General features: G+C 70.0%; 13 protein-coding genes. 7 read left to right on the plus strand and 6 right to left on the minus strand.

The features are described from left to right. Positions 1–6 precede the first annotated feature (6 nt). Complete coding sequence (locus tag ACGFYU_RS21675) at positions 7–2,844, minus strand: penicillin acylase family protein (RefSeq protein ID WP_393828925.1); 2,838 nt, start codon at positions 2,842–2,844, stop codon at positions 7–9. 260 nt (positions 2,845–3,104) lie between these two features. On the opposite strand from ACGFYU_RS21675, the gene ACGFYU_RS21680 reads away from it, so the two are divergent. The 7 genes from ACGFYU_RS21680 (at position 3,105) to mscL (ending at position 9,598) form a co-directional block, all read left to right on the plus strand. Next, positions 3,105–4,595: a potassium/proton antiporter gene (locus tag ACGFYU_RS21680; RefSeq protein ID WP_393829030.1), complete on the plus strand. Its 1,491-nt coding sequence runs from the start codon at positions 3,105–3,107 to the stop codon at positions 4,593–4,595. Between the two features lie 440 nt (positions 4,596–5,035). Continuing rightward, entirely contained in the window at positions 5,036–6,358 is a 1,323-nt protein-coding gene (locus ACGFYU_RS21685; protein ID WP_393828926.1) for an MFS transporter, read from the plus strand. A gap of 67 nt (positions 6,359–6,425) precedes the next feature. After that, on the plus strand, positions 6,426–6,746 hold the full coding sequence (locus ACGFYU_RS21690) for an FmdB family zinc ribbon protein (RefSeq protein ID WP_393828927.1): 321 nt from the start codon (positions 6,426–6,428) through the stop codon (positions 6,744–6,746). A 75-nt stretch (positions 6,747–6,821) separates the two neighbouring features. Beyond that, positions 6,822–7,655: an S-methyl-5'-thioadenosine phosphorylase gene (locus ACGFYU_RS21695; RefSeq protein ID WP_393828928.1), complete on the plus strand. Its 834-nt coding sequence runs from the start codon at positions 6,822–6,824 to the stop codon at positions 7,653–7,655. A gap of 91 nt (positions 7,656–7,746) precedes the next feature. Beyond that, positions 7,747–8,301, plus strand: a complete 555-nt coding sequence (locus ACGFYU_RS21700) for a carboxymuconolactone decarboxylase family protein (protein ID WP_393828929.1) — start codon at positions 7,747–7,749, stop codon at positions 8,299–8,301. A 316-nt stretch (positions 8,302–8,617) separates the two neighbouring features. After that, a complete protein-coding gene (locus ACGFYU_RS21705) occupies positions 8,618–8,977 on the plus strand; it encodes a hypothetical protein (RefSeq protein ID WP_393828930.1) in 360 nt (119 codons plus the stop codon). Between the two features lie 123 nt (positions 8,978–9,100). Continuing rightward, positions 9,101–9,598 carry a large conductance mechanosensitive channel protein MscL gene (mscL, locus tag ACGFYU_RS21710; protein ID WP_393828931.1) on the plus strand — a complete coding sequence of 166 codons (498 nt, stop codon included), beginning with the start codon at positions 9,101–9,103 and terminating at the stop codon, positions 9,596–9,598. Positions 9,599–9,629: 31 nt separating this feature from the next. Here the strand turns inward: mscL and ACGFYU_RS21715 are convergent, their stop codons facing one another. Genes ACGFYU_RS21715 through ACGFYU_RS21735 form a run of 5 tightly spaced genes read right to left on the minus strand, consistent with a single transcriptional unit; the run spans position 9,630 to position 12,963 of the window. Continuing rightward, entirely contained in the window at positions 9,630–9,830 is a 201-nt protein-coding gene (locus ACGFYU_RS21715) for a hypothetical protein (RefSeq protein ID WP_393828932.1), read from the minus strand. A 37-nt stretch (positions 9,831–9,867) separates the two neighbouring features. Beyond that, positions 9,868–11,295, minus strand: a complete 1,428-nt coding sequence (locus tag ACGFYU_RS21720) for a NarK family nitrate/nitrite MFS transporter (protein ID WP_393828933.1) — start codon at positions 11,293–11,295, stop codon at positions 9,868–9,870. Between the two features lie 2 nt (positions 11,296–11,297). Beyond that, entirely contained in the window at positions 11,298–11,666 is a 369-nt protein-coding gene (locus ACGFYU_RS21725) for a hypothetical protein (RefSeq protein WP_393828934.1), read from the minus strand. Further along, positions 11,663–12,310, minus strand: a complete 648-nt coding sequence (locus tag ACGFYU_RS21730; protein WP_393828935.1) for a ubiquinol-cytochrome c reductase iron-sulfur subunit — start codon at positions 12,308–12,310, stop codon at positions 11,663–11,665. Before ACGFYU_RS21730 ends, ACGFYU_RS21725 begins: the two co-directional genes overlap by 4 nt. Further along, positions 12,307–12,963 carry a 4Fe-4S dicluster domain-containing protein gene (locus ACGFYU_RS21735; RefSeq protein ID WP_393828936.1) on the minus strand — a complete coding sequence of 219 codons (657 nt, stop codon included), beginning with the start codon at positions 12,961–12,963 and terminating at the stop codon, positions 12,307–12,309. Before ACGFYU_RS21735 ends, ACGFYU_RS21730 begins: the two co-directional genes overlap by 4 nt. Between the last annotated feature and the right edge of the window lie 6 nt (positions 12,964–12,969).

The raw sequence follows: 12,969 nt of genomic DNA on the forward strand, positions 1-12,969 counted from the left end.
GCCCCTCTACGGCTTCAGCGTCAGGGTGTCGACCGTGGCCTTGTCCACGGCCTCCTTGCCGAAGGGCCAGTCGAGCAGCTCGCCCTTGGCCCACATCGTCGTCTGGTCCGTGTAGTGGGAGTTGTACGCGTGACCCGAGGCGCCGGTGAGGTTGATCCAGCGGGACTTGTCGAGGTCGTTGAGGTTGACGACCATCCGCATCGACGGCACCCAGGTGACCCCGTAGCCGCTGGACGCGTTCCAGCCGGTCGCGTTGACGGTGGCCTCGCCGCCGCCCAGGTTCCACGGGCCGCGGTTCAGGAGCCACTGCATGAAGCCGGGGCCCTCGGTGCCGATCGTCTGGTTCTTCAGGGTCAGCTGGTGCAGGCGGCCCCAGCTCCAGGTGGACTGGTCCTTGCCGAGCTTGGCCGTCAGCTCCCAGCGGGCGTCCTTCATGGCCCGCGCGAACAGCTCGTCGCGGGTGGTGGTCTCCGGCTGGTTGCGGGCGGCGGACGACTTCCACCAGGGCGACTTCTCGTCCTTGACCAGGCGGCGGACCACCTCGAACCAGCGGTCGCCGCCGTCGGGCTGCGCCGAGTCGGAGCCGCGGGTGCCGCACTCGCGGACCACCTCGGCCAGGTCGTCGGCCGGGCCGTTGCCGGTGCCGCGCACGTTCATGCAGCTGCCCTCGATCCGCAGCTCCTTCGGCATCTTGTCGCCGAAGGCCAGCTTGAGGATGTTGCGCCAGACCGCGTTGAAGTAGGCGGCGGCCGCGGAGTCGGGCTCCTGGGTGTAGTTCCAGCCGTCGAGGAGCTTCTGCGCGGCGCGGACGTCCGGGTCCGAGACCTGGATCTTGGCCAGCATCGGGGTCAGCAGTGCGGCGATCTCGCTGCTGTTGTCCATCTGCATGGTGCGCATGTCGTCGGTCGAGATCTTGCCGCTGTCCTTGATCTTCGCCTCGATGAGGTCGTTGATCCGCTGGCTGCGGGCGCCGTAGCCCCAGTCGGTGGTCAGCAGGTTCGGGTACTTGCCCGCGCCGGTCCCGGGCTCCGCGACGGCCTGGTTGGCGGTGACGATGTAGCCGCGGGAGGGGTTCTGGTCCCAGGGCAGCTCGTTCTGCGGGATGTAGCCGGCGTTGCCGTCCCTGCCGCCCTTCCAGGCGTACTTGGAGTCCCAGCCCGGGGCGGGCATGCGGCCGTCGCCGGCGCCGCGGACCGGGATGCGGCCGGGGGCCTGGTAGCCGATGTTGCCGTACTGGCCCTTGTTGTCGGCGTAGATCAGGTTCTGCGAGGGGACCTCGAAGTCCGCGGCCGCCTTGCGGAAGTCGTCGAAGTTCTTGGCCTTGTCGAGCTTGAAGACCGCGTCCATGGACTTGCCCGGGTCCAGGGCGGTCCAGCGCAGGGCGACCGCGTAGCCGTCGCCGCGGTCGGGGGCCGAGCTGGCGACGGGGGCGCGGTCGCCGACGGTGCCGAGCTCGTCGCTGCGGTCGGAGATCAGCGGGCCGTTGTTGGTGGTGCGGACGGTGATCTTCTTGCTCTTGGCGCCCGCGATCTTGATCTCCTCCTCACGGATGGTGAAGGGGAGGACCTTGTTGTCGTAGACGTAGCCCTCGGGCTTGACCTGCTCCAGGTAGAGGTCGGTGACGTCGGCGCCGAGGTTGGTCATGCCCCAGGCGATGTCGGTGTTGTGGCCGATGACCACGCCGGGCATGCCGGAGAAGGTGTAGCCGGCCACGTCGTACTGGCACTGGGCCGAGGCGGTGCGGCAGTGCAGGCCCATCTGGTACCAGACCGAGGGCAGCTGCGGGGAGAGGTGCGGGTCGTTCGCGAGGAGCGGCTTGCCGGTCGTCGTGTACTTGCCCGAGACGACCCAGGAGTTCGAACCGATGCCGCTGCCGTTGGGGCCGAGGATCGCGGGGATCTCGTCCAGGGTCTTGGCGAGGGAGGTCAGCTGGGTACGCAGGCCCACGGTCGCGCCCTGGGCGGTGGCGTTGTCGGCGAGACCGGTGACGGTGGGAGTGCCGGGGCCGGTGTTCGCGGAGGCCTGGGAACCGACGGCGCTGCCGGAGCCACCACCCGATCCGGTGGACGAGGAGCCGCCGCCCTGGGGCGTGTACTTGCCGCCCTCGGTCTTGCCGCCCTCGACGATCGGCTTGTTCCGGTCGAAGGGGTACGGCGGGTAGAGCTCGTCGATCTGCGCCTGCGTGAGCTTGCTCGACATCAGCGCGCGGTCGATCTCGTCCTGCATGTTCCCGCGCAGGTCCCACGCCATCGCCTTGAGCCAGGCCACCGAGTCCACCGGCGACCACTGCTCGGGCTGGTAGCCGTCGCTGAGCTTGAGGGCGGCGTGCTCGACGGAGAGGTCCTTGCCGGACTTCCCCTTCAGGTACGCGTTGACCCCGTCGGCGTAGGCCTGGAGGTTCTTCTTCGTCTCCGCCGAGAGCTTCTTGTCGAACTCCTCCTGCGCGACCTGGCGCCAGCCCAGGGTGCGCAGGAAGGCGTCGGTCTCGACCTGGCCGGCGCCGAACATCTCCGAGAGTCGCCCGGAGGTCATGTGGCGGCGTACGTCCATTTCCCAGAACCGGTCCTGCGCGTGGACGAAGCCCTGCGCGCGGAAGAGGTCCTCGTCGTTGTCGGCGTAGAGCTGGGGGATGCCGTGGGCATCGCGCTTGACGTCGACGGTCCCGGTGAGGCCCGGCACCTTGAGGGAGCCGGTCGTCTGGGGGAAGGAGGCGCGCACGGTGTCCACGCCCCAGTACGCCCCGTAGCCGAGGCCCGCGAAGAGAGCCAGGACCAGCACGAGCACGATCAGACGGGCGCGTCGCCCCTTCTTCTTGGCGGGAGGAGCGGTTTCGTTGGCGGGCATCGCTGTCCTTAGAGGGGCAGGGTGGTCCTGGGAGTGCTGGGAGCAACCATAGGCGCAGGACCGCCTTCGTTGATCCGCCAGGGGTCGAGGTCCGAAGGACAGGGGCGAACAGGCGTTTCACAATGTGGTTATCACGTAAAGAGAGCGTCAAATATTAGGTAAGGTAACGAAGTACTTGCCGAACTTGTCGCCGGGAGGAACGATCCGCCAGGCGCGTTGAGGAGGGCCGCCCACTGACCGTCCACACGCTCAATGAGCTACTGCTGGTCTGTTCGCTCGTGCTGCTCGTCGCCGTCGCGGCGGTACGCATCTCTTCACGCAGCGGCCTCCCCAGCCTGCTCATTTACCTCGGCATAGGCATCGCGATAGGCCAGGACGGCATCGGCAACGTCGTATTCGACAACGCCGAGCTGACGCAGGTCATCGGTTATGCCGCGCTCGTCGTGATCCTCGCCGAGGGTGGTCTGGGCACCAAGTGGAAAGAAATCAAGCCGGCCCTGCCGGCGGCGATCGTGCTGTCGCTGGCGGGCGTCGCGGTCAGCGTGGGCGTGACGGCGGCGGGGGCGCACTACCTCGTCGGACTGGAATGGCGACAGGCCCTGCTGATCGGCGCGGTCGTCTCCTCGACCGACGCCGCGGCCGTCTTCTCCGTCCTGCGCAAGGTCCCGCTCCCCGCCCGCATCACGGGCGTGCTGGAAGCGGAGTCCGGCTTCAACGACGCACCCGTCGTCATCCTCGTCGTGGCCTTCGCGACCGTCGGCCCGGTGGACGAGTGGTACGTCCTGATCGGCAAGATCGCCCTGGAACTGGCCATCGGCGCCGCGATCGGCCTCACGGTCGGCTTCCTGGGGGCGTACGGCCTGCGGCACGTGGCACTGCCCGCCTCGGGCCTCTACCCGATCGCCGTGATGGCCATCGCCGTGGTGGCCTACGCGGCCGGCGCGCTCGCGCACGGCTCGGGCTTCCTCGCCGTGTACCTGGCGGCGATGGTGCTCGGGAACGCGAAGCTCCCGCACTGGCCGGCCACCCGGGGCTTCGCCGACGGGCTCGGCTGGATCGCCCAGATCGGCATGTTCGTGCTGTTGGGCCTGCTGGTCACCCCGCACGAGCTGGCCCAGGACTTCTGGCCCGCCGTGGTCATCGGGCTGGTCCTGACGATGCTGGCCCGGCCGCTGGAGGTCTTCGTCAGCCTGCTGCCCTTCCGGATCCCCTGGCGGGAGCAGGTCCTGATGTCGTGGGCCGGCCTGCGCGGAGCCGTGCCCATCATCCTGGCGACCATCCCGATGGTGTCCGGGATCGAGGGCAGCGACCGCGTCTTCAACATCGTCTTCGTGCTGGTCGTGGTCTACACGCTGGTCCAGGGGCCGACCCTGCCCTGGCTCGCGCGCAAGCTGAAGCTCGGGACCTCGGAGGAGACGGCCTCGGACCTCGGCATCGAGTCGGCGCCGCTGGAGAAGCTGCGCGGGCACCTGCTCTCCTTCTCCATCCCGCCGGCCTCGCGCATGCACGGCGTCGAGGTGGGCGAGCTGCGGCTGCCGCCGGGGGCCTCGGTGACGCTGGTGGTCCGGGACGCGAAGAGCTTCGTACCGGCTCCGTCGACCGTGCTGCGGCACGGGGACGACCTGCTGGTGGTGGCCACGGATCCGGTACGGGACGCGGCCGAGGCGCGACTGCGGGCGGTGGCCCGGGGCGGCAAGCTGGCGGGGTGGCTGGGGACCGGCGGGAACGGGTCCACGCGGCTGCACAGGTGAGGGTCCCGAGGTGACGGATTCGAGCGGATTCGCGTGGTCGAAAATCGGACACGTGATGGCCGGAACCCGTTAGAGCGGCGTTCTAATTCGATCGATTTCGGTAGCGTGTGCCCGATTTTGCCCCCATTTAGAGGGGCTGCGAATACGAAGCTCCCGTTAATCGCAGGTGAAGACATCCCTTGTCACCGTAATCACAGGGCGCCGTAGCACACCTCCCTGTATGATGAAGGCACACCAGATCGAACCAACTCTGCCTGACGCAGAGCTGGCGCGACCGCAAAGCGGCCGTGGCACCCTCCCGCAGTGGGCGCCCAGGTATCACTCGGTTCTGCGCAAGAGGACAGCTCTCGGGGCTCCCACATGTACGGGTGCGGTCGCTCACAAAGCGACGCACCGCCCGCAGACGGGGACGCTCTACCAGGCAGCGGAAAGGCCAGGCCGTGACATCCGCGGTCACGACCGACAAGTCCGCCCGCCCCGGCTACGGGCAGCTCCTGCGCACGCCCGGCGCCCTCGGCTTCGTACTCCCGGGCTTCGCCGCCCGGCTCCCCTTCGGCATGCTGACCATCAGCATCCTCCTGCTCGTCCAGCACGTCACGGGCTCCTACGGCAGCGCCGGCATCGTCGGCGCCGTCACCGGCGTCTCCATGGCGCTCTTCGCCCCCGTGATGGGCAAGCTCACCGACCGTCGCGGCCAGAGCACCGTCCTGGTCCCGGTCGTCATCGCCCACGCCGCCGCGGTCAGCGCGCTGATCGCGCTGGCCCTGATGGGCGCCCCGCTCTGGGCGCTCGCCGTGGCGGCCGTCCCGGCCGGTGCGTCCGTACCGCAGGTCGGGCCGATGGTCCGGTCGCGCTGGGCCGCGAAGCTGGAAGGCTCGCCGCTGCTGCCGACCGCCGCCGCGTTCGAGTCCGTCACCGACGAGTTCACCTTCGTCGTCGGCCCGGTGCTCGCCACCGCGCTGTGCACCGGCATCCACCCGGCGGCCGGCCTGGTCACCGAGGCGACCCTGACCGTCCTCGGCGGCCTGCTCTTCGCCGCCCGGCGCTCCTCGCAGCCCAAGCCCGTCGCCCGTACCGCGAACGGCGAGAAGCACGCCTCCGCCCTGTCGTTCCCGGGCCTGCGCGTCCTGATCGTCGCCTTCATCGGCATCGGCGCCGTCTTCGGCGGCATGCAGATCTCGATGACCGCGTTCGCCGAGGAGATCGGCAACCCCGGCGCCAACGGCATGCTCTACGGCGTCTTCGCCGCGGGCAACATGATCGCGGGCATCACCATGGGCGCCGTCGCCTGGAAGATCGGCCCGCGCCGCCGCCTGATCCTCGGCTACGTCGGCCTCACCGCCGCGGCCTCGGTCCTGTGGGCCGTGCACTCGGCGATCCTGCTGGGCGCGCTCGGCCTGGTCGTCGGCCTGTGCATCGCCCCGGCGCTGATCACCGGCTACACCATGATCGAGCAGCTGGTCCCCGCCGCGTCCCGGACCGAGGCCTTCACCTGGCTCACCGGAGCGGTCGCCTTCGGGCAGGCCGGCGCCGTGACCCTGGCCGGCCGTCTGACGGACGCGCACGGGTCCTCGTACGGCTTCCTGGTGCCCATGGCGGCCACCGCGCTCGCGCTGCTCACCCTGGTGGCACTGCGCGCGAAGCTGGCGCCGAAGGCCCCGAGCCGCATCGTGAACTCGTCCGCTCCGGCAGTCTCCACGGTGGTCCGGAACACGGTGAACGAGCGTGGGATGGGTCACCGCGTGCCGGTGACGGTGGACTGATCCGCCGGAATACGTCACCATGGAGCGTCGTTAGCACTCATTGAGTCAGAGTGCCAGGAGGAAATTCGTGCCGACCTACCAGTACCAGTGCACCGAGTGCGGTGAGGGCCTTGAGGCCGTGCAGAAGTTCACCGATGACGCACTGACCGTGTGCCCGAGCTGTGACGGACGCCTGAAGAAGGTGTTCTCCGCGGTCGGCATCGTCTTCAAGGGCTCCGGTTTCTACCGGAACGACAGCCGTGGCGCCTCGTCGAGCAGCACCCCTGCCTCGAAGCCGGCCTCGACCTCGTCGTCCTCGTCCACGACGTCCACCGCCGCCGCCGCCCCCGCCGCCTCGTCCTCCTCGACGTCGTCGAGCGCGGGCAGCAGCTCCACGTCGGCCGCCTGACAGCTTCTCCCCGAGGCCCCGCCCGCCCCTGACCGGGCAGCGGGGCCTTTGGCATGCCCGGTTAGGGTGGGCGGCATGGTGAACGCAGAGATCGGTGTCATCGGCGGCTCGGGCTTCTACTCCTTCCTGGAGGACGTCTCCGAGATCCAGGTGGAGACCCCGTACGGTCCCCCGAGCGACTCCCTGTACATGGGTGAGCTGGCCGGCCGCCAGGTGGCCTTCCTGCCGCGGCACGGGCGCAGCCACACCGTCCCGCCCCACAAGATCAACTACCGGGCCAACCTGTGGGCGCTGCGCTCGGTCGGCGTCCGCCAGGTGCTGGGCCCGTGCGCGGTCGGCGGGCTGCGGGCGGAGTACGGGCCGGGCACGCTGCTCGTTCCCGACCAGCTGGTCGACCGTACGAAGTCCCGGGCGCAGACCTACTTCGACGGGGAGCCGCTGCCCGACGGGTCCGTCCCGAACGTCGTGCACACCACCTTCGCGGACCCGTACTGCCCGGTGGGGCGGTCCGTGGCGCTGGCCGCGGCGCGGGGGCGGGACTGGGAGCCGGTGGACGGCGGGACCATGGTCGTCATCGAGGGGCCGCGGTTCTCGACGCGCGCCGAATCGCGGTGGCACGCGGCCGCGGGCTGGTCGGTGGTCGGCATGACGGGGCACCCGGAGGCCGTCCTCGCGCGTGAGCTGGGGCTCTGCTACACGTCGATGGCGCTGGTCACAGACCTGGACGCGGGCGCCGAGACGGGCGAGGGCGTGTCCCACACGGAGGTCCTGAAGGTGTTCGGCGAGAACGTCGACCGGCTGCGCGAGGTGCTCTTCGACGCGGTGGCGGCGCTGCCGGCGACGGAGTCCCGCGCCTGCCTGTGCACGCACGCGCACGACGGCTGGGACCTGGGCATCGAACTGCCGTAATCCCGGGGCGCGGGGTGTCACATTCTGCGGGGCTGTCCGGTCTTCCCTGGTGAAGGCCCACCGAGACTGTCCGAACCGGGAGATGACCACCATGCCGCGTATCTCGCTCACCCCGCCGCGCACCCTCCTCAACCGCATCGGCGCCTGGTACTCGCGCCGGACCTACGGCAAGGTGCTCGACCCCGGCCAGGCCTACGGGCACAACTCGCGCGTGCTGTTCTCGTACGTACGCCTCGAACAGCAGGCAGCGAAGTGGAAGGCCCTGGACGCCGGACTCAAGCACCTCGCGGTGATGGCCGCCGCGGCCCGCATCAACTGCTCGTGGTGCATGGACTTCGGCTACTGGGAGGGCGTGGAGAAGGGTCTGCCGGCCGAGAAGATCCGGCTGGTCCCGGAGTGGCGGGCGGCCCGCGAGGCGTTCACCGAGCTGGAGCTGCTGGTCATGGAGTACGCCGAGGCCATGACGGAGACCGAGCCGACGGTCACGGACGAGCTCGCGCGGGAACTGACGGCTCGGCTCGGCGAGGAGGCGTTCGTCGAGCTCACGGCGATGGTCGCGCTGGAGAACTGGCGCTCGCGCGTCAACAGCGCCTTCGGCCTGACCAGTCAGGGCTTCTCCGAGGCCTGCGAGATCCCGGCTCGCTGACACCTGAGGGTGACGGGGTTGTCCACAGGGCGGCGGTCGTCCACAGGGCGGAGCGGGATTCCGCGGGAGGCCGGATCGTGAGAGGTGTCCGGGCGACGGGTCCGGGCATCGCGACTCACTCGGTTTGGTGGTGGACCCCATGTCCCGTACGTCCTCGTCCCCTTCATCTCTCTCCTCGTCTTCGACGCTCTCTTCTACGTGTCCCCCCGCGCGCCACGTCCCCTCCTTTCCGCCGCTGCGCGTCGGGCGGGGCGGGGGCCGGCTGCGCAGGGCGCTGCGGCGCAGGCGGCGGGTCGCCTCTGCCGGGTTGGCCGTCGTGGCGGCGGCCTTGGCCGTGGGCGGCCCGGAGGCGCAGGCCTCGCGGGGCGGTGCGCCGCCGGATGTGAAACCACCGCCGCCTCCCGCGGTGGTGCGGATGGTGTCGGCCCCGGTGCGCATCGCGGACGCGGCGACGGTGCGGCTGTTGCGGCCCGGGGACCGGGTCGACGTGGTGGCCGCCGAGCGGGCCGGGCCGCCGAAGGTGGTGGCCGCGGGGGCCCGGGTCGCCGAAGTGCCCGCTGCCGAGCCGGGTGTTGGCGATGGCGGGGCCCTGGTGGTCCTGTCCGTGCCCCGTGAGACGGCACGGACCCTTGTGGGGGCGGGCACGACGGCCCGACTGGCGGTGACGTTGTGTTGATTCGCACGCACGTACAGTCAAGTCACCTCAAGGTGGGCGTGGATTGGACACGCCGGGCCCGGACTGCCGTAGCTTTCGGAACCGTTGGCTCCGTGTTCAGTACATGCGAAGAGAGGCTCAGTGGTGAGCGAGAAGAAGAGGGAGAGCGTCCTGGCGGGCTTCAAGGCCTTCCTGATGCGCGGCAACGTGGTCGACCTCGCGGTGGCCGTCGTCATCGGGGCCGCGTTCACGAACATCGTGAACTCGGTCGTGAAGGGCATCATCAGCCCCGTGATCGGCGCGATCGGCACGAAGAACCTGGACGTCTACAAGTCCTGCATCAAGGACCCCTGCGGCACCGGCCCCGACGGCCAGCCGACGGGCGTGGAGATCCTCTGGGGTTCGGTCCTCAACGCGACGCTGACCTTCCTGATCACCGCTGCGGTCGTGTACTTCCTGATGGTGCTGCCGATGGCGAAGTACCTCGCCAAGACGGAGGCCCGCCGGAAGGCCAGGGAGGGCGTCCAGGAGACCATCGAGGTCACCGAGCTGGAGGTCCTCAAGGAGATCCGCGACAACCTGGTCGCACAGCGGTCCGGAGGCAGCGGTACCGGGGCCACCGGTTCGCGCGACGGCTTCTAGCCGCGACGGCGGGACCGGCGGCTCCGGCCGCTCAGATGTGGTGCGGGGGCTTCTCGTCGAGGAAGCGGGCCAGGTCGGCCGCGCTTCCGCCGGCGGGCGGCCGCTCGCCCCAGCCCCGGTCGGTGTCGTCCGAGGACTGCTGGTCCAGCGGGTCGTCGAAGACCAGCCGGGGCTTCGGCTTGGGCTTGGCGGCAGGCTCGGGCTGCGGCTCGGAGGCGGGGGCGGTGCTCATGCCTCCAGGGTACGGCCGAGGCCGGCCCGGACCCCGCTCAGCTGGGAGCCTCCGCGCCCTTGCGGGCGTAGAACCACCAGCACACCGCCAGACAGGTGGCGTAGAAGCCGATGAACAGCCACAGGGCGTTGGTGACCGCCATGGCCGCGAACATCGCGGGGATGAAGAAGAAGCCGTAGGCGGCTATGGCCGAGGAGAATCCGGTGACGGCGCCCGCCTCCATCTCCGACTGCTTGAGTGCGGCGGCCTGCGCTTCCGGGCCGAGGCCCTGTGCCTCCCGCATGTGCTGGTCCCGGAAGATCACCGGGATCTGCCGGAAGGTCGAGCCGTTGCCGAGGCCGGAGAAGGCGAAGGCCACCAGGAAGCCGATGAAGAAGGCCCAGAAGCTGCCCTGGTCGCCGCCGGAGGGCAGCGCGAAGATCACCACGACCAGCGCCGCGGCCATCCCGACGAAGGACAGCAGGGTGACCCTGGCTCCGCCGATCCTGTCGGAGAGCCAGCCGCCGGCCCAGCGCATGATCGCGCCGACGAAGGGGCCGATCCAGGCATAGGTGGTGGCCTGGTAGCCCTGCGCCTCGAAGTTGTTCTTGATCAGCAGGGGCAGGCCCGCGGCGAAGCCAATGAAGGACCCGAAGGTGCCTACGTAGAGCCAGGTCATCAGCCAGTTGTGCTTGCGCTTGAAGATGATCTTCTGCTGACTGAAGGGGGCCGCGGCCACCTTGAGGTCGTTCATCAGGAACCAGGCGAGCGCTGCCATGATCACCAGCAGCGGCACCCAGAGGAAGGCGCCGTTCTGGAGCCAGATGTCGGTGTTCTTCTTGGAGTCGTGCTGCGGGCCGCCCGCCGGGGCGCCCAGTACGGCTGCGGTGACCACCAGCGGGGCGACCAGCTGGACCACGCTCACGCCGAGGTTGCCGAGCCCGCCGTTGAGGCCGTTGGCACTGCCCTTCTCCCGCTTGGGGAAGAAGAAGCCGATGTTCGCCATCGAAGAGGCGAAGTTGGCGCCGCCGATCCCGCAGACGGCCGCGATCAGCGCCAGCTCCCAGTAGGGAGTGCCGGTGTCCTGGAGCGCGAAGCCCAGCCACAGCATCGGCACGACCAGGATGATCGTGCTGAAGGCGGTGAACTTGCGCTCGCCGAAGATCGGGCCGATGAAGGTGTACAGGATCCGGAAGGTGCCGCCGGTGATGCCGGGGATGGCGGTCAGCCAGAACAGCTGCGATTTGGAGAAGCCGAAGCCGACGTCGTTCAGCTTGACCACGGTGACCGACCAGACCTGCCAGACCACGAAGCCGAGCATCAGCGCGGGGATCGAGATCCAGAGGTTGCGCTGGGCGACCCTGCGGCCGGTGGACTGCCAGAAGCCGTCGTCCTCGGGCCGCCAGTCGCCGATGGTGGCGCCGGGCTTGTAGGTCTCCGCCCGGTGCGAGCGCACCGCGGAGCCGCTGTTCGTGCGTATGGACATGGTCATCGGTCCTTCGGGTCGAGGAGCCACAGCGCGATCACGACGAGGAAGGACAGGATCAGGAATCCCGCACCCCACCAGGCCGTGCCGGTGTTGCCCTTCATCCACTCGTTGACGGTCACGGTCAGCGCCCAGAGCTGCCCGATGACCACGGTGAGGGCCAGGGCCAGGCGGGCGTTGAGCTTCGAGGACCGCTCCGGTTCCTGTTCGGTGCCGGCGCCCGGGCCGGGGCCCGTGTGCCGGATCCGCGGGTCGCCGTAGCCGCTGGTGGAGCGGATCTGCGGATACCGCTCGTGCACCGGCCGGTTCAGCCGGGGCTGGGCGCTCCCCGGGTGGTAGTCGGGGCGCGGAGGCAGTGGTGCGTCGCTCACGTCCGCCCGCTTTCGTTCGCGGTGGCGCGATCGGCTCCGGGGCAGCCCAGCTGGCGGGTCGTCTCGGGGCGGGAATCGCCGAACTGCCGGCACAGGGCGTCCTTGGCCGACTCTCCCGACCGGGCGGTGGCGATGGCCCAGACACTGCCGTCGGCCTGCTCGGTCAGGAAGACGATGGGAAGGGGGCGGGGTGGCGGGCCCGCGCTCACCTCTCCGGTGCGGACGTCGAAGACGCCCTCGTGGCAGGGGCAGTACAGCTCCCCGTCGACGCCCCGGTCCTCGCGCCAGAGCACGGCGCAGGCCAGGTGGGTGCAGACCGCGGAGTAGCCGACGAGGGTGCCGTCGGCCAGCCGTACGGCGAGGGCCCGGTCCTCGTCGCCGGGGAACCTGAAGGCCACGGACTCGCCCGGCGCGAGCCGGTCGGTGACCTTCTTGGCAGGGGGCAGGGTCTCGCTGTCGCCGTGCCGGTGCAGGATGCCGGCGGCGACGCCGACTCCGCCGATGGCCAGGCCGCCGGAGACGGTGGCGACGATCCGCAGGTAGTCGCGGCGGGTGGTGAGGGAGTCGGCGCTGATCCGGTCGCGCAACCGGTCGGCGGCCTCGTCCTCACCCGGTGCGGGAGGGGGCTGTTCGGTCACGCTCATCGGACGTCGGCTCCGCCCACCCGTCGCCCGCCGCCACCCTCATTCGGATTCGCTTCGCTCATGTCCACTCCATTGATCTCGACGATGGGAAGGCCGCCCGGGACGGGCCACTGGACCTTGTCGGCGGGGACGACCATCGCCACTCCGGTGGAGACGACGACGTCGCCGAAGGCGAAGGAGTCGGCGACCTGGACGCCGGGGCGTTCGGCCTGGAGCTCTTCGAGGGTTCCGTAGAAGAGGGCCCCCGTCGGGCAGACGGTGGCGCACATGGGGGCCAGGCCGTAGGCGGTGCGGTCGTAGCAGAGGTTGCACTTCATCTGCAGCTTCGCCTGGAGGTCGATCTTCGGGACGCCGAAGGGGCAGGCGTTGACGCAGTTGGCGCAGCCGATACAGCGGGTGGTGTCGGCCTGTTGGACGACGCCGTCGGCGGTCACCAGGATCGCGTCGGCGGGGCAGACCTCGGCGCAGGGCGCGACCGGGTCCTCACAGTGCATGCAGACGGTCGGAAGGGAGGCGACGGACATGCCGGGATCGGTGTAGTCCAGGTGGATCATCGACTTGCCCCGGTGGGAGTCGCATTCGCGGCAGGCGGAGACACAGGCCTGGCAGCCGATGCAGCGACCCGGGTCGATGAAGATCGTGCGGCCCATCATGGCGGG

The organism is Streptomyces sp. NPDC048337 (assembly GCF_043201175.1).
Lineage (GTDB): Bacteria > Actinomycetota > Actinomycetes > Streptomycetales > Streptomycetaceae > Streptomyces.